The organism is Chloroflexota bacterium (genome assembly GCA_016197225.1).
Classification (GTDB): Bacteria; Chloroflexota; Anaerolineae; order Anaerolineales; family VGOW01; genus VGOW01.
In genome coordinates this window covers 26217-47721 of record JACPWC010000085.1, presented here as the reverse complement: position 1 = coordinate 47721, position 21505 = coordinate 26217, and the positions used below count along the sequence as shown (strand labels likewise).

Below are 21505 nucleotides of genomic sequence, written 5' to 3'. Positions count from 1 at the left end.
ACAAATTGAATTGAGGAGAACCACATGCCGTCAAGACATATCGTTCGCGCCGCCGCGCAGGAAGAGTTCATAGCGCCGAAGGCGTTTGAATCGTTGAGTAACGGCTATCGCCGTTGGTGCATTGTCAATGGCGAGAACGGCTCTGTCCATCAGGAGTTCAGTATTTGCGAACTTGACCCCGGCGGAACCATCGGCGCACACATTCATGCCTTTGAAGAAAGCATTTACCTCCTCGAAGGGCAACTTATTTGCGAAACCGGCGACGGGACATACGCGCTCGAACCGGGCGATTACGGCGCGATCCATGTTTCATCGGCGCATTCTTTTCGCAACGCTGGCAAGACTCGCGTGCGCTGGGCAGAGATGCTCGCCCCTCAACCCCGTTTGGATGGAGATGGGGACATTTATCCAGTAGCCGCCCTCCCGAAGGTTGAACCGATTGCCGTGGATGCCCGCGATCCGCGCACACGTTCATTTGGTCACATCTCGCCTGACAACATGAATGCCGGAAAACAAACGCAGGATATGCTCGCCGTCTCTGCCAGTATGCGAACGGCCTTGCTCGTGTACAGCGGCATCACCGTCAAAATGATGGTGGATAGCGACCTCGGCGCGCAACTCGCTACGATGTTCATGGTGCAGTATGAACCGGCGGGCGTGGCGGGCGCGCACGATCATCCGCTCGAGGAAACGTATCTGATTCTGGAAGGCGAAGTCTACGGCTGGTTCGATGGCGTGAAATATCACCTCAAGCCTGGTGATTGCGCTTGGGCAGGCGTTGGTTGCGTTCATGAGTTCCGCAACGCCACCGATGGCATTGTGCGCTGGCTCGAAACGCAGGCGCCGCAACCGCCGCGCCGCCACTCGTATCGCTTCCGCCGCGACTGGAAGTATCTCGAAGAGGCGTTGAAAAAGGAGAAGCATCATCATGGATAAACTTGGCACAGTTGTTGTTGTGGGGGGCACCTGTGAACTTGGCAAACATTTGGCTCAACACTACGCGGACAAGGGACACCGCGTTGTTGTCACCAGCCGCGATTTGGGACGCGCGCAAGCCACCGCAAAAGAAATCGGCGGGGACTGTGTTGGCATCAGCGTTGACCTCTCAACGCCGCATCAAATCGCCCCCGCGCTGGCCGAGGTGGACGATGTGCTTCATCTTGCGCTGGTAGCCCTTCACCGCGATAACAACAAAGTCCGCGAGTACAACATTGATGAAGCGATCAAGTTGGTCACGTTGAAACTGGTCGGCTATACCGAATGCGTGCACGTGCTCTCCTCGAAGATGCGCGAAGACGCGTCCATTCTCATTTACGGCGGACTGGCGCGCAACCAGCCGTACCCGGGCTCAACCACCATCACTACCGTCAATGGCGGCGTTGCCACGCTGATCAATTCACTGGCGTTGGAACTTGCGCCGATTCGAGTCAATGCGATTCATCCCGGTCAAGTTGGCGATACACCCGCCTGGATGAAGCAACCGGATGCCGTGTTGGAAAATTTAAAATCTCGCACCGCCCTCGGCAGGCTCGTCACCACCGAAGATGTCACTCATGCCGCTATCTTCCTGCTCGAAAATCGCGGCATCACCGGCGTCAATCTGCGCGTGGACGGCGGGCGCATGATGAAGTAATGAGCAACACCAGAACTGCATGACCGATAAAACCCTCCTCAAGAACGGCATTGTGCTGACCCTCGATAAGAAGGTCGGCAACTTCCATCGAGCCGACGTGCTCATTGATGGGACGAAGATTGCCGCTGTGTCGCCGAGCTTGAAGGCCGAAGGCGTAGAGGTGATTGACGCCTCGGAGATGATCGTCATGCCGGGCTTCGTGGACACGCATCGCCACGTTTGGGAGGGAATTCTTCGGAACATTGGAACAGACGTCCCGTTGGAAGGCGAGGCGAGTTATCTGTCGTTCATCCTGAACACGCTGGCTCCGGTCTATCGTCCCGAAGATGCCTATATCGGAAATCTCGTCGGTTTGTATGGCGCGATTGATGCGGGCATCACAACCATTCTCGATTGGTCGCACATTCAGGCGACACGCGAACATGGCGAGGCGGTCATCAAGGCGTTGCAAGAATCGGGCATGCGCGCGGTGTTTGCCTATGGCTACCCATGGTGGAAGTACCCCGATGAGAATCAAGATGTCTGGATTCGAGAGATTGCCAAACAATATTTCTTCTCGAAAGACCAATTGCTCACATTTGCCATCGCGCCGCCTGGACCAGAATTCACGCCGTTCGAGGTGGCGAAAGCGCAATGGACTCTGGCTCGTGAAATTGGCGCGCGGATCACGGTGCATGTGGGTGTTGGCACTTCGGGCAAGCATGGCAAGCTCGCAGAGATGGGCAGGGCAGGCTTGCTCAAGAATGATACGACTTATATCCATTGCACCACGTTGAGCGATGATGAGATCCAAATGATCGCCGATACAGGTGGAACGGTGTCACTCTCTTCGCCCGTTGAAATGATGATGGGTCACGGCATGCCGCCCATTCAACGATTTTTAGATCGCGGCCTGCGCCCCAGCCTGAGCGTGGATGTGGAAACCAATGTGCCCAATGATATGTTCACGCAAATGCGCTCGGTCAACTCCTTACAAAAAGCGTTGATCTTTGAAAAGAAATTGGAGGGCAAAGGCGGCTTGCCTGCGTTTCTAACGTCACGCGATGTGATCGAGTTTGCCACGGTTGAAGGCGCGCGCGCGAACGGACTACTCGATAAAACTGGCACACTTACTCCGGGCAAACAAGCCGACCTCATCATGCTCCGCACGGATAGCCCGAACATTTTGCCTGTCAATGATCCCGTCAGCGCTGTCACCTGGGGCATGGACACCAGCAACGTGGACTCGGTCTTCGTGGCTGGCAAAGCCCTCAAACGAAACGGGAAGTTGCTGAACGTGGATTTGGATAACCTTCGCCAAATGGCTTATCAATCACGCGATTACGTTGTTGCTCAATCAGGCTTCAAGTTGCCTGAAATATAAGATACACGATGAAAAATCAAACCCAATCTCCGCTTCTGACCTCCGTCGTTATTTCGTCCCGTTACCTGTCGGTATGGATTGCGATTGGATTGCTGTTGATCACCGCGTTTTGGATTGCGCCAGAGACGCTCACGCGCACCTCTTTCACTGCGGTCCTGCCATTGACATCATTCCTGGCTCTTGCCGCGCTGGGTCAGATGCTCGTGGTAATGACAGGCGGAATTGATTTATCCATCCCCGGCGTGATGACGCTGGCCGCAATTATGGCTGTGGGTGTAGCAGGCGGTGTTGATGAGCGATTGCCTGTGGCATTGGCATCGGCGCTTGGGGTCTCCCTCTTGATCGGGTTTATCTCAGGCGTTCTGGTCGGCGTGCTGAAGTTGAATCCGCTCATCGTGACACTGGCGATGGGTCAGATTGTCTATGGCGCGACGCTGGCGTATGCCGAAAACGTGCCTAACGAAGCGTCTGTGCCGCCAAGTTTTTCGGCATGGATCACGAATGCGCCTTTATTCGGCTTAAGCAACCTGGAATGGACTGCAATTGCCGCGTCGCTTATTTTGGTCTTGATGTTTCGTTATACCGAATTGGGCCGCAGGTTTCAGTCTGTGGGAGCCAACCCCACCGCGGCATGGATTCTGGGCTTGCGCGTCAACGTCTATGTCATTCTCGCATACGTGACCGCCTGCTTGCTGTACGGCATAAGCGGAATCATGCTGGCGGGTTTCTTGCGGAGTCCCAGCCTTGTGCTGGGTTTTCCGTATTTGTTGGGTCCGATAGCGGCGGTAGTCATTGGCGGGGCTTCACTAACTGGCGGGTTAGCCAATGCAATATCCACCTGGGCGGCGGCTTTCTTCCTCGTATTGTTGAATCAGATGCTCCGGGTGTTGGGTCTTCCAACCGCGTTGCAGTTTGCGGTCTTCGGCATAGCGATTATCGGCGGCATGGTCATCTCTGGCGACCGAATTGTCACGCTGATCGAGAATTCGCTAATGGGTATTTCCAGATTCAAGGAGATGGATGCTGAAGCAAAGAAAGGAGGTGCGAAGGCTCCGTGACCGCCAACAGGAGTCACAGCCAGAATCCTAAAGATTTCATCAACACTATTTTGTCTACCAACCAACCTAAAGGAGAAGAAAATGAAACGTTTATTCGTGATAAATATGATGATCATTCTGGCGCTGGCGCTTGCCGCATGTGGCGGCGGGGCGACGGAAGCACCGGCGACGGAGGCTCCAGTGGCTCTGGGTCCCGGCATCGAAGGCGCCGATCAATATGGTGAACGCTATGACGCCGATTCTGCAGTGCTGACGAAATCCATTGGCACTGCTGAAAATGTGCCGCAGATCGCACTGGCAGCCATGTATCGCGCGGGGTTGCCTGTTGACCAGGCACGGCAGGATCTGGCGGTCAAATGCTGGAAGGAAAAAATTTGTGATACCGGCACCGGTGGGCCGATTACGGTCGCCCTTGCTGACGGCTTCGGGGAAAATTTCTGGCGGCAAATGACTCACATGGAGTTCATCCTGCAAGCGTTGACGTATCCTGAGATCGGCAAGATTATCTACGTCACCGCCCTCGGTGATACACAGAGATCCATTTCGGATTTCCGCAGTCTGGTGGCGCAGGATGTGGACATCATCATCGGTTTCCCGGATGCAGGTGATGCCCTGCTCCCCGCTGTTCGTGAAGCGACTGAGCGCGGGATCATCTACATTACACACTCGTACGGCAGAATCGGCGAGCCAGGCAAGGACTATCCCACATTTGTTGCCGAGGATGTTTGTTTGTTGGGCCAGCTTTTTGCCGAAACATTGAATCGAGAAGTTGGAAGCGGCAAGGTTGCCTTCCTGGGTGGCACCCCGGGTAATGCGCTATCTGCCTATTGGCAATCCTGTGAAGAACCCGCGCTAAGCCCGGATTTGACCCTGGTGGGCCGCGCAGACACGAGTTGGACGCGCGAAGGCACGCTGGAGGCAGTCTCTGGCTTCATCAGCAGCGACCCCGACATCCGAGGCTACAGTTACGAAGCCGCCGATTCGTTCATGGGCGGCGTGCGCGCCTACGAAGCCGCCGGGCTCCCGCTCGATGTCGTGGTGACCCTGCGAACCGATGAAATGAGTTTGTTCTGCGAATGGAAGAAAATAAGCAACCCGAATTTCAAGATCTTCTATGCGTCGGGCGGCAACTACCAGTCGCGCATTGCATTGACGGCGGCCATGATGAGCCTCAAGGGCCTCGAACTCCCGGCGGATGGAATTACCATACCCACCGTGATGCGCCAGCTGGATGCGAGCACCTGCAACCCGGATGTGCCGCAGGAGGCCTCGACTTCATCGCTGATCCCGTTTTCCATTTTCACGGAGATGGGAAAGTGAGCTCGTGTCTGGCGTAACATTCCGATGGGAGCGCGGTCCATGCCGAAAGACGAACAACCGTTGGTGCTTGAACTTCAAAGGCTCTCCAAGCAATATGGCACAGTGCAAGCCCTGTCCGATGTCAGCCTTGAATGTCGCGCGGGCGAGATTCATGCTGTGGTCGGCGAGAACGGTTCAGGTAAGTCCACGCTTCTCGGAATTGCCAGCGGTTTTGTGGAACCCGATCAGGGTGTGGTGCTGATCGGTGGAAGACGACTCCGTAAAGATTCCCCAGCCGAGGCCCGCCGCCTCGGCTTGGGGATGGCCTATCAAGACAACTCACAAGTTCTCGCATTATCAGTGAAAGAGAACTTGTTGCTGACAACGCCGCAGGATCGCCGCCCGCCTTATTGGCAGATGAAAAAATGGGCGACGGATACACTGGCTGAGTTTGAATTGGACCTGTTTCCCGACGCGCCCACAGGGTATCTTACGCTGGCACAACGCCAGCTATTTGAAGTCGTCAAAGCGTTGATGGGTGACCCTAAAGTGCTTCTTCTCGATGAGCCGACAACGGCTCTGGGTCCCGATGAAGTTGAATTATTACATCGCATTATTCGCGCTCGCGCAGAACGCGGAGTGGGCGTCGTTTACGTCAGCCATCGCCTTCCGGAAGTGCTGACAATCGCCAGCCGGGTGACTGTTTTGCGTGATGGGCGAAGTCAGGGTATGTATAGTGCATCAGACATGTCGGAATCTGATCTCGTATCGTTAATGATTGGGAGGCCATTCCACGCGGCGTTTCCTCCAGCCCTGGAAAATTCCTCCGAGTCGGAAAGTGTGTTGATGATCACCGGGTTTCAGGGTCCGTTATTTGGGCCGATCAACCTGACGGTCCGAAGAGGCGAGATCGTCGGTCTGGCTGGGGCGGAGGGGAATGGTCAGGGTGAATTTTTCAAATGCCTTTCGGGTCAAATCCCTCCAAAAGCGGGATTAGTTATGTGCGATAGCAAGGAGTTAACGTTAATTTCTCCCGTTGATGCTGTGTGGGCAGGTATTTTATTGCTGGCAGGAGACAGAAAACATGAAGCATTGTTCCCAGTGCTCGGTGTGCGGAACAATGCCACGATTCAAGTGCTGGACAAGTTCAGCAACCTGGGCTGGGTGAATCGAAGGCGCGAACAACATACGGTGACCGACTTGATCAACCGCCTCAAAGTACGGACACCCTCTCTCGAACAGCCTGTGCAGTTCCTTTCCGGCGGTAATCAACAGAAGGTTTCGCTGATACGACCGCACCTGCGCGAGACCGTGAATGTCATTTTGGCGTATGAGCCGACGCAAGGTGTTGATGCCAGCGCCCGTCTCGATATTTATGAAGCGCTGCGCGCGAAAGCAATGGAAGGCGCGGGTGTGATCGTCAAATCCAGCGACCCGATTGAACTCTCCGGTTTGTGCGACCGAGTGATAGTTATGTCGCGCGGGCAGATTATTGACGAAATTCAGCGCGCCGACTTAAGCGAGAAAAGGATCATCGAATCCATTGTGGGTGGCGTAGGGTTTGGATTGAAAGCGGGTCGCCCGCGAGTTGCAGGTCCGCGCGCCGCGACGAATCTGGATAAAGATAGAGGAGATTAACCATGCTCAACCTTGCCCGTCGCAAAATCAGGAATGCCATTCGAGACGTTCGCAATGGCTCTATGTTATGGCAGAAAATCAAACATGTATTCAGGGTCAGGGCATGGACGTCTGTTGCGCTTCAACTTATTCTGATCCTGATCATTGGCAATTACACGGCTTCAAGGTCTCCCGCTTTCCTGTCGGAATTCAATCTGAATAGTTTGTTGTTGGCTACCATTCCTCTGGCGCTGGTCACAATGGCGCAAATGAACGCGCTGGTAGCAGGCTATCTTGATATCTCGGTCGGCTCGATCATGACTATGGGCGTGATCATCGCCTCCTTTATCGTGACCGATGGCGCTCCGCCGAAAGTTGTCGCGCTGGGCGGGCTGGCAATTCTCGGCATGGGCGTCTCCGTGGGACTCTTCAATGCTACTCTGGTGCGTTGGGTCAAATTACCCTCCATTATTGCCACGCTTGCCACCTTGAGCATTTTGGACGGCATTGCCCTTTCACTGCGTCCCGTTGCCGCGGGCTTGATCAATTTTGATGTATTGGATTCCATAACTGCCAGTGTTGGTTTTATTCCCATTGCTTTCATGGTCATGCTGATTGGGGCGATTATTTGGGATGTGTGGCTATACGCGACTCCAGCAGGACTCACACTACGCGCGGTGGGGCACGACGCGCAGGCCGCGCGGCGCATTGGCGCGGCGACCACGCGAATACGCGTGGGCGTGTTTGTGGCTTCAGGTCTTATGGCGGCGCTCGCTTCGTTCTTTCTCGCCGCGCAGGTGGGCGTGGGAGATCCGCGCGCCGGCACGAGTTACGCATTGTCCAGCCTGGCGGCGGCTGTTTTAGGAGGTTCCAGCCTAATGGGCGGCCGCGGCACCTTTATCGGCGCAATCGTATCAGCCTTGTTCCTCACGCTAATTATCAATATCCTGCCCCTGCTTGGCTTGAGTAATGTGGTTGGCTTGATTTCCGTTGGCGTACTTTTGTTGTTGGGATTAGCCTTTTATCAAATCAACGATCTTAAGGAGTTGGTCAAACTTAACTTCAAGCGAGTCCAGCGATTGGTCAAAGGCTCGCGCCTGAACCAGTTGCGCGAGTTGCCCAATGTTTACGTGAGCGACGCTACAGCCGTACCGGATGCCAATAAGCAAATTTTACTTAGAGGCGGCACGGTGCTTACGATAGATCCGTCAGTGGGAAATTTCATAAACGCGGATGTGTTGATTGAAGGCACAAAAATCGCGGCAGTCGGTCCTGGTCTGCCTGTCAACGGGGCGGAGATCATTGACGCTTCCAACATGATTGTCATGCCCGGCTTTGTGGACACGCACCGGCATATTTGGGAGGGCTTGCTTCGCAATGTGGGCGCTGACACGCCTCTGGAGGGACGCGACGGCTATATTCGCTTCGTGTTGGGAAAATTCGCCCCTTCTTATCGTCCGCAGGATGCCTATGTTGGAAATCTCATCAGCGCCTTGGGCGCAATCGACGCGGGAATTACTACTCTGCTCGACTGGTCGCATATTCAAGGTTCACCAGAACATACAGATGCTGTGATTAAGGCTCTGCAAGACTCGGGCCTGCGCGCCGTCTTCGCGTATGGTTTTCCATGGTGGGGGGATTGGAACGACCGCCAGCCCAGCTGGTTCGTGCGCGCCGCGAAGAAATATTTCTCCTCGAAGGACCAAATGATCACTTATGCCTTAGCCGCGCCGGGACCTGAGTTTGTTGATTTTGAGATCGCCCGTGATCATTGGAAACTAGCGCGTGAAGTGGATGCCCGCATTACCACGCATGTAGGCGTGGGGTCTTATGGTATGGAAGGCAAAGTGCAGGAGATGGGCGAGGCTGGTTTATTGCGCGATGACACCACCTACATACATTGCACAACGCTTAGCGACACCGAAATCCAAATGATTGTGGATACCGGCGGAACCATATCGCTGGCGTCGCCCGTAGAAATGATGATGGGTCATGGAATGCCGCCCATTCAGAAATTCCTGGATCGCGGCTTGAAACCCAGCCTGAGCGTTGACGTGGAGACCAATGTGCCAGGCGACATGTTCACCCAAATGCGCTCGGTTATATCGTTGCAACATGCCTTGTCATTTGAAAAGCAACTGGCTGGCGATACCAATGCGCCTCCGCGTATCACCACCCGGGATGTGCTGGCCTATGCCACGATTGAAGGCGCGCGCGCGAACGGCTTGGCGCATAAGACCGGCTCGCTCACGCCAGGCAAGGATGCCGATATCATCATGCTGCGAACGGATAAAATTAATGTGATGCCGATCAATGACCCCATCGGCGCGGTGGTCTGGGGAATGGACACCAGCAACGTGGATTCCGTCTTCATCGCCGGGCGGGCCATGAAGCGCAATGGCAAACTGTTGCACGTTGATTGGAATGCGGTAAAAAAAGCGGTGACGGAGTCGCGTGATTACGTCGTCGCCAAGTCGGGGTTCAAGTTGCCGCAGATTTAAATCGATGAGGAGTGCCGACTCATTAGAATCATCACCGAGTCGGATATTTTCCGTTGAGTCGCGCGCGAATGGAGCAGGAGGTGAAACGCGCGGCCTCGGTTACGTTATCCATTCACGATAAAGGAGACCACTATGTCTGTTGAAACTACCCAGCGCACCAAGCCCCTCACCGGCGCGGAGTATCTCGAAAGCCTGCGCGACGGACGCGAAATTTGGATTTATGGTGAACGGGTCAAAGACGTGACCACCCACCCCGCCTTCCGCAACACGGTGCGAATGCTGGCCCGCCTGTACGACGCCCTGCACGACCCGGCTCGCAAGGACATCCTCACCACCGAAACCGACACCGGCAACGGCGGCTACACCCACAAATTCTACCGGGCGCCGCGCAACGTCGAAGAGATGGTCGGCGCGCGCGACGCTATTGCCGAATGGGCGCGCATCACTTACGGCTGGATGGGCCGCAGTCCCGACTACAAGGCCGCCTTCCTGGCGACGCTCGGGGCCAACTCTGCCTTTTACGAGCCTTACGAAGAGAACGCTAAACGCTGGTACAAAAAAGTTCAGGAGGAAGTCTCTTTCGTCAACCATGCCATCGTCAATCCGCCGGTGGATCGCGATAAGCCGCTGGACGAAGTGAAGGACGTGTACATGCACGTCACCAAGGAAACCGACGGCGGCCTGATCATCAGCGGCGCAAAGGTGGTGGCGACGACCTCGACTCTCACTCACTACAACTTCATCGCCAACAACGGCGCCCTGCCCATCAAAACCAAAGAATTTGCTTTTGTCTGCATCGTCCCTAACGACGCGCCCGGCCTCAAACTGTTCTGCCGCCCCTCTTATGAATTGACAGCCGGGGCGACGGGCGGTCCATTCGATTACCCGCTCTCCAGCCGGGTGGACGAAAATGACTCGATCATTGTCTTTGACAACGTCTTTGTGCCGTGGGAAAACGTCTTCGCCTACGGCGACATTGAAAAGGTCAACAACTTCTTCCCGCGCTCCGGCTTCCTGCCCCGCTTCATGTTTCAGGGGTGCACCCGCCTGGCCGTCAAACTGGATTTTATCGCCGGGCTGTTGCTCAAAGCCGTCGAGGCGACCGGGGCCAAGGACTTCCGCGGGGTGCAGGCGCAAGTAGGCGAAGTGTTGGCCTGGCGCAACCTGTTCTGGGGACTCACCGATGCTATGGCCCGCACCACGACGCCCTGGACGCCGGGTTACGTTTTGCCCAACCTGGATTACGGCCTGGCTTACCGTGTCATGTCCAGCATGGCCTATCCGAAGATAAAGGAAATCATCCAGAACACGCTCGCCAGCGCCCTGATCTATTTGCCGTCGAGCGCGCTGGACTTGAAGTCGCCGGAGATTCGGCCTTACCTGGATCAGTACGTGCGCGGCTCCAATGGCTATTCCGCCGAAGAACGCATTAAGCTAATGAAGTTGATGTGGGATGCAGTCGGCACCGAGTTCGGCGGGCGGCATGAATTGTACGAGCGCAACTACTTCGGCAATCACGAGAGCATCCGGTTCGAGACCCTGATCGTTGCCGAGGCCATGGGCCAGACGACGAAGTACAAAGGCTTCGCCGAGCAGTGCATGGCTGAATACGACCTTGACGGCTGGACAGCGCCCGACCTCATCAACCCCGATGACATCAGTATAGTAATGAAGGGGATGAATGGCTGACGGCTCGATTAATCCACGCGAATTTCGCAATGCTTTAGGGCGCTTTGCCAGCGGCGTCACCATCATCACCACCGAGTACGAGGGCCAGGCGCACGGCATGACGGCCAATGCCTTCGTTTCAGTCTCGCTCAACCCGCCGCTCGTCCTGGCCTCGGTGGATCACCGCGCTCACCTGCACCGCCTCCTGCCGCTGAGTGGAAGATACGGGGTGAGCATTCTGGCTGAGGATCAACAGCCGTTGAGCGATCACTTCGCGGGCCGTAAAGTAGAAAGGCTGGAAGTGTCCTTCATTCGCAAGCACGAGATGCCGTTGATTGGCAACGCGGCGGCCCACCTCGTGGCGCGGCTGGTGGAGGCGCACCCGGCAGGTGACCACACCTTGTACATCGGACAAGTGGAATTTTTGGAGTGGCGGGAGGCGCGCCCGCTGTTGTTTTACTCCGGCCAATACCGCCAACTCGACGGGGAACGGTTGAAACCGCCGCAATGGCTGGAAGATGATTTCTCGCTGTTCACTATCAACACAGTGTAATGTCTCACAAGGAGAATCCTATGGCCCTCGCTAAATTGACTGTAGCCGATGAGCAACGCAAGTCAGTTGCATTGGAATATCTCAAGGCACTGGATTGATTTCGTGGACGAGTTGCCCGGGACAAGACGGCCACCGGCAAATCCGGCGCGTTAATTGCGCGAGTGGCCGAGAGAGGAGTTGAATAGCTGAGTGAATCTCAAAGCATAGCTGTAAATGAAAGTTGATTTCCGATTATCTCAATTTATAAGGAGAACTCTATGAACAGCAACATGCGCTTCAGTGTCTCGAACAGCAGGCTGGTCACGGCTCTGGTCGCCGGCTTCGTCGCCACTCACATGGCGACCGTCACTGGCTTCTGGTACCGGATGATCGGCTTCAACCCCGGCGAGGGGTATGTCACCCTCAGCTGGCCCTGGTTCAACGGCTTGTTACTCATGCCCACCGCTAACCTGACCGATCAGCCTTTTTCGGCGGCGGAGATTTGGTGGGCAGGTGCTGTATTTCACACATTTACAGGCGTCTGCTTCGCGCTGATCTATGCCTTTTTGATTCACCCCCGGCTGCCACTCAAGAATACCATGATGGGCAACCTCGGCAAGGCGCTTATCTGGGCCGGGGTGCTGGGCCTCGTCAGCGCCCTCTGGTGGGTACCGGCTAATTTCCCGGCCTTCACTCCAGGTTTTCTCAGCTTGAACCTGGGCGTCAAAACCACTATCGGGATCTTTATCTGGCACGCAGTCTACGGCATCCATCTCGGGGCGTTCTACAACCCCACTGACGAAATGTCGAAATGAGGCTGGGCGGCGAAACCGTTTGAAAACCTGACAGGCCTGCTTCGCGCCCCTTCGCTTCGCTACGGGGTGCTTCGCAAAGACCTGTCAGGTTCTTGGGCAAGGACAAGCCATGCGAAACCTGAGTGAAGACAACATCACCGCCGTCGTCCTGGCGACGCTTGCCAACACCCAAGACGGGCGGCTCAAAGAAATTATGACCGGCCTGGTCAAGCACCTGCACGCCTTCATCAAAGAAGTGAACCTGACGGAGGCCGAGTGGATGGCCGGCATCCAATTCCTTACAGCCACCGGCCAGATGTGCGACGACAAGCGGCAGGAGTTCATCCTGCTCTCCGACACGCTGGGCGCGACCACGACCAAAGACCTCATCAACAACCGCAAGCCGCAAGGGATGACCGAGTACACGATCTTCGGCCCGTTCTATCGCGAGGGCGCGCCGGAACTGCCGTCGAACGCCAGCATCGCCGGCGACACGCCGGGCGAGCCGGTCATCGTCTCCGGGCGAGTGTTCGCGCCGGACGGCAAGCCGCTGGCGAACGCCCTGCTCGACGTGTGGCACTCCGACTCGGAAGGGTTTTACGATGTGCAACTGCCTGGGGCAGACATTAATTTGCGTGGCCGCTTCCGCACCGACTCCGAGGGCCGCTACACCTTCTGCACCATCAAACCTGCCTTCTACCCGATTCCCGAAGACGGGCCGGTGGGCAAGATGTTGCGGGCGCTGGGCCGCCACCCTTATCGTCCGGCGCACATTCACTTCATCGTGTCGGCTGAAGGTTATAAGACGGTGATCACGGAGTTATTTGCTGAAGGCGATCCGTATTTGGACTCGGACGTCGTCTTCGGCGTCCGGGATTCGCTGGTTGTAGACTTTGTGCGGCGCGATACGCAAGCGGAAGCGGATCGCCACAATACGGCCACGCCCTTTTATACTGTCACCTACGACTTCGTGCTTGAGCCTGGAGACCCTAAAGGTCTTAAAGACCTTTAGGGTCTGATCCCTGACGCCCTCACTTCTCGAACTGCACGACGTTTCCAAATCCATCGAGTGATTATTCTGTTTCAAGCCACCAACTGCAAAAACACATTGACCACTTCCGGGTCAAAGTGCTTGCCGGATTCTTGCCGGATATAATCGCGCACTCTGTCTTCCGGCCAGCTTTTGCGGTAGGGGCGGTCGTTGCGCAGGGCGTCCCACGTGTCCACCACGGCAAAGATGCGCGCACCCAGCGGAATCTGCTGGCCCTTCAATCCGTGCGGGTAGCCGTTGCCGTCCCAGTGCTCGTGATGATAGTAAGGGATGTCGAGCGCGCCGCGCAGGTAAGCGATCGGGGCGAGCATTTCGTGGGCATAGACCGGGTGGCGGCGCATGACAAGCCACTCCTCGTCGGTGAGCGGGCTGGGCTTGAGGAGGATGCTGTCGGGCACGCCCATCTTGCCAATATCGTGCAGCAGGACGCCCCGGCGAATTTGCACCAGCGCGTCATCGCGGATGCCGATGGCCTGGGCCAGGCGCAGAGTCAACTCGGCGGCGCGCTGGGTGTGGCCCTCGGTTTCCTGGTCGCGCAGTTCGAGCGCCTTCGACCAGCCTTCAATGGTGGCGTCGTAGGCCAGCGTCAGGTCGTCGTTGTAGCGGCGGAGGTCGGTGAGCAGTTCGTCGTTGTCCATAGCAATGGCGGCCTGGGTGGACAGGCTTTCAAGAAAGTCCAGCCATTCCGTGTCCGGGTTGAAGGGCGAGCGGTGAAAAACTTCAAGCACACCTTTGACCTGGCCTTTGGTGATGAGCGGCACGCCGAAGTAGGTGACAAAGTCTTCGCCTACCAGCAGGGAGTGAAGGGGGAAAGCGCCGCCGGTTTTGTTGAGGTCGGGCACGGAAACCCGGCGACGATCCAGGGCCGCTCGCCCGGCGTAGCCCTCGCCGAGCCGTAAACGGGATCGGGCGATGCCCCGGGTGCGAAAGCCGATGTCGGTCACATGCTCCAGCATCTTGATGCTCTGGTTCAGGCGCAGGAGGTTGACGGCGTCCACGCCAAGCTGGGTGGCGGCTTCGGCCAGGATGAAGTCGAGGGTGGAATGCAGGTCGAGGCTGTAGGTGATGACTTTGTGGATGTCGTGCAGAGCGGCCAGGTGGCGCACACGGCGCTGGGTGTGCTCGTAAAGGGTAGCCCGGTGGAGGGCGCTGGCGGCAATATCGCCGATGGCGGCCAGCAGACGCACTTCGGCTGGCGAGATGAAAGTAGCGCGGATGATCCACAGCGCGCCGATGGTTTCGTCGCGGGCGATGAGGGGCACGCAAGCGGCGGCTTGCACGCCCTCCCTGGGCACCAGATCGGGCCGGGCAATATTGGGGTCTTTGCGAAAGTTGTTGTTGAGGTAGGGTTGGCCGCCGGCAACCACCTGACCTGTGATGCCCGCCCCAGACGACAGACGCAACCCTCTCGCCTCGTCGGCCCCAACGCCACTAAACGCCTCAAACACAAGTTCCCCGCCGACGGGGTCCACCATCACCACCGCGCCGCCGTCAACTTCAAGTAGCTTGACAAGCTGATCAAGGGTGGTGTCCATGATGCTGGCCCGGGTGGAGGGGGCGCGCAGAGCGCCGGCTACGGCGACGATGGCCTCCATTTCGCGTTCGCGCTGTTTGCGTTCGGTGATGTCCTGAGCCGCGCCGATGATGCCCGTCGTCCGGTTTTGCCCGGCGTCGAACTCGGCCTGGGCATAGTTGCGCATCCAGCGCACTTCGCCCGACTGGGCGATGATGCGAAACTCGTTCACGTCGGCGGCCCCGGAGACCAGGGTGGTGATGTGCTTTTGCATGGCCGGCCAGTCTTCGGGATGGATCAATATTTCGAGGCCGCCCGCCTGGCGCAGGTCTTCAACAGTGTAGCCGGTGAGGCGCGAGAAGGAGTCGGTGATCCAGCGATAGTGAGGTTTGCCATCCGGCCCGACCGAGAAGCTGTAGATGAAATCGGAAGTGAGTTCCGAGATGGCCCGGTAGCGGGCTTCGTTTTCGCGCAGGGCTTGCTCGGCCAGTCGGCGCTCGTTCCGCACATTGGCTTCGCGCAGTTCGCGCTCGATGGCCGGGGCCAGGCGGGCCAGCCGGTCTTTCATGATGTAGTCGTGCGCGCCGGCCCGCATGGCTTCCACCGCCGTTTCTTCGCCGATGCTGGCCGAGACGATAATGAAGGGCAGGTCCGGGTCTTGTAGCCGCACCAGTTCCAGGGCCGCCGTGCCGCTGAAACCGGGCAGGGAATAATCGGCCAGGACGATGTCCCACGGCCCGCGCTCGAGCGCCTGCGAAAGCGTTTCGGCGGTTTGAACGCGATGACAGTCGGGGTTGTAGCCGGCCCGCTTCAGTTCGCGCTCCACCAGCATCGCGTCTTCCAGTGAGTCCTCCACCATTAAGACTCGCAATGGCTTGCTCATCCTCTTCAGTCTCCAAAACACACGCCCAGGTCGCGGGCAGTGAGAATGGTGTCCGAGTCCAGCGGCACGGTCTTCATGCGGCGGGTGGCTTCTTCCAGCGGCACGTAGTTGACGGTGGGCGGGTCGAGGGCCACCATCACCCCCGACTGGCCCTCTTCCAGCGCCCGCACCGCCGCCGCGCCGAAGCGCAGGGCAATCAAGCGATCAAACGAGGTGGGCGCGCCGCCGCGCAACAAGTGACCCAGCACCACCACTCGCGTTTCTTTGCCGGTGTGGGTCTCCAGCTCGCGGGCCAGCTTTTCGCCAATGCCGCCCAGGCGCTCAGCCCGGCCCGGCTCTTTTTCGCCTACGGTGGTAAAAGTTCCACCGAGCGGTTTCGCGCCTTCGGCCACCACGACGATAGTGAAGTTGTGGCCCTCCTGCTCGCGCTCTCTTATTTTATGAATCACCTTCCCCAGGTCGTAGGGGATTTCGGGAATCAAGATCACGTCGGCTGAGCCGGAGACTCCGGCGTTGAGGGCGATCCAGCCGGCGTAGCGGCCCATCATTTCCACCACCATCACCCGCCGGTGCGAGGCGGCAGTGGTGTGTAGCCGGTCGAGGCATTCGGTGGCGAACGAGACGGCGGTGTCGTAGCCGAAGGTAATCACCGTCTTGTCGAGATCGTTGTCAATTGTTTTGGGCACGCCGATCACCCGCAAGCCCTTTTGGGCCAGCACGTTGGCAATGCCCAGCGAGCCGTCGCCGCCGACCGAGATCAGCGCGTCAAGGTTGTGGAGGCGGAAGGCGCGAACCAATTCGTCGGAGCGGTCCACCTCTTCGCGTTGACCGTCTTTGTTCAGGAGCGGAAACTTGAGCGGGTTGCCCTTGTTGGTCGTTCCCAGAATCGTGCCGCCCAGGTGCGTGATGCCCCGCACCCGTTCGCGCGTCAGGTGAACCATGCCGCCGTCGGCGTATTCTTCAGGCATGAGCAGGCCGTTGTAGCCGTCGCGAATCCCGTAACACTCCCAACCGCGATTGAGGGCCGAGAGCGCCGCCGCCCGGATCACGGCGTTCAACCCCGGCGCGTCGCCGCCGCCGGTGCAGATCGCAATTTTTTTGATGCGTGGCTCCATGCAACTGATCTCCTGAAAGATTGAGTAAGGCGATTATACGACCTGCTGGTATGATTCGCGAGATGCCAACCTCGACAAAGTTTGACCAATTCAAGGACTACGTTCGCGCGCGCGGCTGGCGATGGAAACCCGGGGCGACGATCCCGTATGGCGAACAGATCATCGTCGGGGACGCCGCCTCTGAAGTGGTTGCCAACTTCTGGCCCAAACGCGGCGCGCTTAACTTGCAGGGCCGCGAGTCGGCTCTCAGGGCCGAGCTACAAGCCTGGCTGGATGAGCACGCGAAGCGCGGCCCGACCACAACCATCACCGGCCCGCACCTGGGCCTGGACGAATCGGGCAAGGGCGACTGGTTCGGCCCGGTGATTGTGGCCGCGGTGTACGTGGACACTTCGCAAACAGAGACGGCCTTACGCAAGATCGGCGCGCGCGACAGCAAGCAGATTGACTCCTCTCTCGTGAGCCGCCTGGCCGATCAGATCGAGCGTCTTATCCCCGCCGAACATCGTCGCCTTCAGGCGCTTGAGCCAGGAATGCTCTGGGAGGGCGCCGACAACATGAACGTGCTTCTGGCCGAGGCGTATGCTCAGGCGGCGCGGCCTGTTTGGCGCTCGGCTCAGGCCAGCAAGATCGTCTGCGATCAGTTTTCGCAACGCGCCGATCGTTTGGATCAGGCTTTTGCCGCCGCCGGCCTTCCTAAACCGCTTCAGCAACATCACGCCGAATCGGCCAGCATCGCCGTGGCGGCGGCCTCGGTGCTGGCCAGCGCCGCCTTCGCCCGCGCGTTGGAGACGCTGGGCGAGATGGCGGGCTTTGGCAAACCGCTGCCAAAAGGCGCATCCGACATTCAACAATTGGAGGCCGCCGCCCGCTGGATCGTGGCGCGCCAGGGCGCTCAGGCTCTTAAGCGTTATGCCAAACCTTTCAAGCCGGTGATGGTGTTTGTGTAGTAGTACAATCACCCTCTATGACTCAACCCTCTTCCAACTCAACTGTGCATTCTGCCGAAGCGCGGGCGACGGTGCAAGTGCGCTGGCCCGATGGCCGGGCGTTTGAAGCGCCGCTGAACACGGCCCTCGAAGCGTTTGTCCGCGCGCCGCAACCGCCCGGTTCGGCAGGCGCGCCGGTGGTGGCCGCGCTGGTGGACGGCAAACTGCGCGAACTAACTTACAAGTTGACCCGTGACGCCTCGCTTGCGCCGGTGACGATGGCGACCGAAGACGGCATGAGAATCTACCGGCGCGGGCTGACCTTTCTGATGATCGCCGCCGCCAAAGAATTGTTCCCTGAAGCCGAAGTGGTGGTGGATCATTCGATTGCCTCCGGCGGCTACTTTTGCCAGGTGCGCGGGCGCGACAACTTAAACGCCGTCGAACTCAAACGGCTGACGGCCCGCATGAAAGAGATGGCAACCGCCGACCTGCCCATCGTCAAAGATGTAGTGCCGCTGGCCAAGGCCATTGAACTCTTCCGCGCGCGGGGCGAGAAAGACAAGGTGAGCCTGCTGGCCGAGCGCCACAAGGATTATCTGGTGCTCTACCGCCTCGGCGGGCTGGCCGATTATTTTCACGGCTACATGGTTCCGTCCGCCGGTTACTTGCGCTGGTTCGATCTGCAATCCTCGCCGCCCGGCTTCATCCTGCAATTCCCTCAGCGCCGCGCGCCAACCGTTATTGAACCGTTACGAATGCCCGACCGGTTGATGGTGGCTTTTCGCGAATACGGCGAGTGGCTCGACAGGCTGGGGATAAGCAACGTCGGCGCGCTCAACGAGGCCATCGGGTCAAGCCGCATTCGCGAACTCATCCTGGTCTCCGAAGCCCTGCACGAGCAACGCATCGCCCAGATTGCCGGCTGGGTGGCCAAGGGACGGAGTGACATCAAGCTGGTGCTCATCGCCGGGCCGTCATCGTCGGGTAAGACCACGTTCTCCAAGCGGCTGGCGGTGCAACTGCTGGCCAATGGCCTGCATCCATTTGCCCTGGCGATGGACGAGTATTTTTTGGATCGCGACAAAACGCCAAAGGATGAAAATGGCGAGTACGATTTTGAGTCGCTCCGGGCGCTCGACGTTGAGCGTTTCAATGTAGATTTGCTGAAGTTGATGGGCGGGCAGGAGGTCATTCTGCCGCACTACGATTTCAAGACGGGCCGGAGCGGCGTGGGGGAAACGGTGACGCTGCCCCGTGGAACCGTCATTCTGGTGGAAGGCATTCACGGCCTCAATCCCGATCTTGTGCCGCACATCCCGCCGGAACACACCTTGCGTATTTACATCTCGGCCCTCACCCAACTTAATCTTGATCTACACAACCGGGTGAGCACAACCGACACCCGCCTCATCCGCCGCATTGTGCGCGACGCGGCGACGCGCGGCTACGCGGCGGGCGACACCTTGAAGCGCTGGGAGAGCGTGCGGCGGGGCGAGAGCCAGCATATCTTTCCATATCAGGAGTATTCGGATGTGATGTTCAACTCGGCGCTGGTGTACGAACTTTCGGTGTTGCGGCCACTGGCTGAGCCGCTTCTGAGGCAGGTGCAACCCGAAACGCCCGAATACGTGGAAGCCAAACGCCTGCTGGCTCTGTTGGCCTGGTTCCGCCCGTGCGACCTCGAAGCTGTCCCGAACAATAGCCTGCTAACGGAGTTCATCAGGTTTCCCAATCTGTTCGACGGTATAAGCTGGACAAAATTGTTCTTGACCGGGTGAGGTTAGCTCGTTTATCCTGCGCCGACAGTGTCTTGGATATTCTTTTCATCTTGCTTTGACAACGGATTTAACGAATTGAACGGATTACATCTTTATCCGTTGCATTCGCCAAATCCGTTGTCCTAACTCGCAGGCCGGTTGACGAGCCAGACGCCGAAGAGAATGATGGCCCCGCCGAGCAGGGCGGCGAGAGTCATGGCTTCGCCCAACACGATGGCGGCGACGACGACGGCCACCAGCGGCTCGACGTATAAGAACACGCCAAGCTCCGAGGCCGGGACGATCTGCAAGGCGTCGTACCAGAAAATGTAAGCCAGGCCGGAGCAGGCCACGCCCAGGAAGCCAACGCCCCACCAGCCGTTCAGAGTCAGGCGGTTAGCCTCGCTCAAGCCCGGCCCGGCAAAAAACAGAACTGAAGCAAACAGCCAGCCGAAGGCCATCACGTAAAACGTCATGCGCGTGGCCGGGTGTTGTTGCAGGCCGCGCCTGGAGAGAGCCGAGAAGACGGCCCAGTTCACGGCGCTGATGAGGATAAGGAAGTCGCCCGACGTTCCGAAACGGCCACCCACCAGCGCGGCGGCTTCCCCGTTGCTCACGACGAGCAAAACGCCGACGGCGGCCAGTCCGATTCCGATCACTTGCCTGCGGCGCAATCGCTCCTTCAACACTGCCCAACCCAGAATCGCCATGAAGACCGGAATCGTCGCTACGATCCAGGCGGTGGTGGTGGCCTGGGCCGTCACCAATCCGTTCGATTGCAACCACTGGTGAAAGGTGATGCCCAGAAAGCCGAGCAGGGCAAAGTAGCCAAGTTCTTTGGGCGGCACGAGGGCAAACTGTTTACGGGCGAACACGGCCGCGCCCAGGATGACGACGCCCATCGCAAACCTGAGCCAGACGATGGTGATGGGCGAGACCTCACGCAGAGCGACTTTGGTGGCGATGAACGACGCGCCCCAGGCGACGACGGCCAGGGAGACTTCGGCAAAGGCGACGAGTTTTTTGCGTTCCATAAACAGGGCGGGATTATCGCCCGGTTTTTTCGCTTCGAGAAGGCCCAATTTATAAACTGGCCGTAGACTGAAATTTTTTTCAGTATATAATCAATTGCACATCGTCCAAGTTAAGCCAAATTTCGGAGAAAATATGCCGGACAGTGAAAATACGCTTGGGGCCAGCATCCGCCGCGCCCGCAAGCGCCGGGGCCTCACCATTCAGCAAGTTGCCAAACTCTCCGGGCTGAGCATCAGTTTCATCAGCCAGCTTGAGCGCGATCTGCTTTCGCCCTCTGTCAATTCGCTGCAAAAAATTTCGCGGGCGCTCGGCATCCAGATCGGCGGCTTCTTTGAGGGCCAGGGCAACACGGGCCGCGTCGTCCGGGCGGGCGAACGCCCACGACTCATTTACCCCAATCGAAACGAAGAAGAATATCTGCTCACGCCGGTGCGCTCCAAAAAGCTTCAGGTGCTCTACTATCGCCTCAAACCTGGCGCGACCAGCGGCGACACGCCCTACTCGCACGACAGCGACGAAGAATGCGGCATTGTGCTGCGCGGCAGTTTGGAAGTGTCGGTGAACGGCGAGGTCTACATCCTGAACGCCGGCGACGCCGTCACCTTCGACAGCCACCTGCCGCATACCTGGCGCAACATGGGCGACGAAGAATGCGAGGCCCTGTGGGTGGTGACGCCGCCAGGCTATTGAAGGAGGTGAGCAGGGGAACGACAAACGTCAAATCGCCGTTATCAGCAACTATTCTCAATCTCAA

At 58.0% G+C, this 21505-nt stretch carries 17 protein-coding genes; 14 read left to right on the top strand and 3 right to left on the bottom strand.

The genetic code is table 11. From position 1 onward, the window contains the following. Window positions 1-24 precede the first annotated feature (24 nt). From HYZ49_15260 to HYZ49_15210, 11 genes are all read left to right on the top strand, one after another. On the top strand, window positions 25-936 hold the full coding sequence (locus HYZ49_15260) for a cupin domain-containing protein (protein ID MBI3243641.1): 912 nt from the start codon (window positions 25-27) through the stop codon (window positions 934-936). Beyond that, window positions 929-1633 (top strand): SDR family oxidoreductase, encoded by a 705-nt coding sequence (locus tag HYZ49_15255; protein MBI3243640.1) that lies wholly within the window; start codon window positions 929-931, stop codon window positions 1631-1633. Before HYZ49_15260 ends, HYZ49_15255 begins: the two co-directional genes overlap by 8 nt. A 19-nt stretch (window positions 1634-1652) precedes the next feature. Continuing rightward, window positions 1653-2996 (top strand): amidohydrolase family protein, encoded by a 1344-nt coding sequence (locus tag HYZ49_15250; GenBank protein MBI3243639.1) that lies wholly within the window; start codon window positions 1653-1655, stop codon window positions 2994-2996. Window positions 2997-3004: 8 nt separating this feature from the next. Beyond that, window positions 3005-4054, top strand: coding sequence for an ABC transporter permease (locus tag HYZ49_15245; GenBank protein MBI3243638.1), 1050 nt, complete (start codon window positions 3005-3007; stop codon window positions 4052-4054). Window positions 4055-4135: 81 nt separating this feature from the next. After that, window positions 4136-5374: a substrate-binding domain-containing protein gene (locus HYZ49_15240; GenBank protein ID MBI3243637.1), complete on the top strand. Its 1239-nt coding sequence runs from the start codon at window positions 4136-4138 to the stop codon at window positions 5372-5374. A 39-nt stretch (window positions 5375-5413) separates the two neighbouring features. Continuing rightward, window positions 5414-6991 (top strand): sugar ABC transporter ATP-binding protein, encoded by a 1578-nt coding sequence (locus tag HYZ49_15235; protein MBI3243636.1) that lies wholly within the window; start codon window positions 5414-5416, stop codon window positions 6989-6991. Between the two features lie 2 nt (window positions 6992-6993). Beyond that, window positions 6994-9471: an amidohydrolase family protein gene (locus tag HYZ49_15230; GenBank protein ID MBI3243635.1), complete on the top strand. Its 2478-nt coding sequence runs from the start codon at window positions 6994-6996 to the stop codon at window positions 9469-9471. A gap of 132 nt (window positions 9472-9603) precedes the next feature. Further along, a complete protein-coding gene (locus HYZ49_15225; GenBank protein ID MBI3243634.1) occupies window positions 9604-11160 on the top strand; it encodes a Pyoverdin chromophore biosynthetic protein pvcC in 1557 nt (518 codons plus the stop codon). Then, a complete protein-coding gene (locus tag HYZ49_15220) occupies window positions 11153-11692 on the top strand; it encodes a flavin reductase family protein (GenBank protein ID MBI3243633.1) in 540 nt (179 codons plus the stop codon). The genes HYZ49_15225 and HYZ49_15220 overlap by 8 nt, the downstream gene beginning before the upstream one ends. Window positions 11693-11949: 257 nt before the next feature. Beyond that, a complete protein-coding gene (locus tag HYZ49_15215; GenBank protein ID MBI3243632.1) occupies window positions 11950-12486 on the top strand; it encodes a hypothetical protein in 537 nt (178 codons plus the stop codon). 109 nt (window positions 12487-12595) lie between these two features. Continuing rightward, window positions 12596-13477 carry an intradiol ring-cleavage dioxygenase gene (locus HYZ49_15210; GenBank protein MBI3243631.1) on the top strand — a complete coding sequence of 294 codons (882 nt, stop codon included), beginning with the start codon at window positions 12596-12598 and terminating at the stop codon, window positions 13475-13477. A 71-nt stretch (window positions 13478-13548) separates the two neighbouring features. Here HYZ49_15210 and HYZ49_15205 read toward each other — a convergent pair whose 3' ends face one another. Both HYZ49_15205 and HYZ49_15200 read right to left on the bottom strand, forming a co-directional pair. Further along, window positions 13549-15912 (bottom strand): GAF domain-containing protein, encoded by a 2364-nt coding sequence (locus HYZ49_15205; GenBank protein ID MBI3243630.1) that lies wholly within the window; start codon window positions 15910-15912, stop codon window positions 13549-13551. A 5-nt stretch (window positions 15913-15917) separates the two neighbouring features. Then, window positions 15918-17027, bottom strand: coding sequence for an ATP-dependent 6-phosphofructokinase (locus HYZ49_15200; protein MBI3243629.1), 1110 nt, complete (start codon window positions 17025-17027; stop codon window positions 15918-15920). Between the two features lie 62 nt (window positions 17028-17089). On the opposite strand from HYZ49_15200, the gene HYZ49_15195 reads away from it, so the two are divergent. Both HYZ49_15195 and HYZ49_15190 read left to right on the top strand, forming a co-directional pair. Further along, window positions 17090-17977, top strand: coding sequence for a hypothetical protein (locus tag HYZ49_15195; GenBank protein ID MBI3243628.1), 888 nt, complete (start codon window positions 17090-17092; stop codon window positions 17975-17977). Between the two features lie 17 nt (window positions 17978-17994). Beyond that, on the top strand, window positions 17995-19737 hold the full coding sequence (locus HYZ49_15190; GenBank protein ID MBI3243627.1) for a nucleoside kinase: 1743 nt from the start codon (window positions 17995-17997) through the stop codon (window positions 19735-19737). A gap of 122 nt (window positions 19738-19859) precedes the next feature. Here the strand turns inward: HYZ49_15190 and HYZ49_15185 are convergent, their stop codons facing one another. Next, complete coding sequence (locus tag HYZ49_15185; protein ID MBI3243626.1) at window positions 19860-20750, bottom strand: DMT family transporter; 891 nt, start codon at window positions 20748-20750, stop codon at window positions 19860-19862. A gap of 133 nt (window positions 20751-20883) precedes the next feature. Here HYZ49_15185 and HYZ49_15180 point away from each other — a divergent pair, with 133 nt between their 5' ends. Next, window positions 20884-21441, top strand: coding sequence for a cupin domain-containing protein (locus HYZ49_15180; GenBank protein MBI3243625.1), 558 nt, complete (start codon window positions 20884-20886; stop codon window positions 21439-21441). Window positions 21442-21505 lie beyond the last annotated feature (64 nt).

Bases quoted from the DNA above. Each gene is read 5' to 3' on its own strand.
- HYZ49_15260 (MBI3243641.1), top strand. From the start codon at position 25: ATGCCGTCAAGACATATCGTTCGCGCCGCCGCGCAGGAAGAGTTCATA.
- HYZ49_15255 (MBI3243640.1), top strand. From the start codon at position 929: ATGGATAAACTTGGCACAGTTGTTGTTGTGGGGGGCACCTGTGAACTT.
- HYZ49_15250 (MBI3243639.1), top strand. From the start codon at position 1,653: ATGACCGATAAAACCCTCCTCAAGAACGGCATTGTGCTGACCCTCGAT.
- HYZ49_15245 (MBI3243638.1), top strand. From the start codon at position 3,005: ATGAAAAATCAAACCCAATCTCCGCTTCTGACCTCCGTCGTTATTTCG.
- HYZ49_15240 (MBI3243637.1), top strand. From the start codon at position 4,136: ATGAAACGTTTATTCGTGATAAATATGATGATCATTCTGGCGCTGGCG.
- HYZ49_15235 (MBI3243636.1), top strand. From the start codon at position 5,414: ATGCCGAAAGACGAACAACCGTTGGTGCTTGAACTTCAAAGGCTCTCC.
- HYZ49_15230 (MBI3243635.1), top strand. From the start codon at position 6,994: ATGCTCAACCTTGCCCGTCGCAAAATCAGGAATGCCATTCGAGACGTT.
- HYZ49_15225 (MBI3243634.1), top strand. From the start codon at position 9,604: ATGTCTGTTGAAACTACCCAGCGCACCAAGCCCCTCACCGGCGCGGAG.
- HYZ49_15220 (MBI3243633.1), top strand. From the start codon at position 11,153: ATGGCTGACGGCTCGATTAATCCACGCGAATTTCGCAATGCTTTAGGG.
- HYZ49_15215 (MBI3243632.1), top strand. From the start codon at position 11,950: ATGAACAGCAACATGCGCTTCAGTGTCTCGAACAGCAGGCTGGTCACG.
- HYZ49_15210 (MBI3243631.1), top strand. From the start codon at position 12,596: ATGCGAAACCTGAGTGAAGACAACATCACCGCCGTCGTCCTGGCGACG.
- HYZ49_15205 (MBI3243630.1), bottom strand. From the start codon at position 15,912: ATGAGCAAGCCATTGCGAGTCTTAATGGTGGAGGACTCACTGGAAGAC.
- HYZ49_15200 (MBI3243629.1), bottom strand. From the start codon at position 17,027: ATGGAGCCACGCATCAAAAAAATTGCGATCTGCACCGGCGGCGGCGAC.
- HYZ49_15195 (MBI3243628.1), top strand. From the start codon at position 17,090: ATGCCAACCTCGACAAAGTTTGACCAATTCAAGGACTACGTTCGCGCG.
- HYZ49_15190 (MBI3243627.1), top strand. From the start codon at position 17,995: ATGACTCAACCCTCTTCCAACTCAACTGTGCATTCTGCCGAAGCGCGG.
- HYZ49_15185 (MBI3243626.1), bottom strand. From the start codon at position 20,750: ATGGAACGCAAAAAACTCGTCGCCTTTGCCGAAGTCTCCCTGGCCGTC.
- HYZ49_15180 (MBI3243625.1), top strand. From the start codon at position 20,884: ATGCCGGACAGTGAAAATACGCTTGGGGCCAGCATCCGCCGCGCCCGC.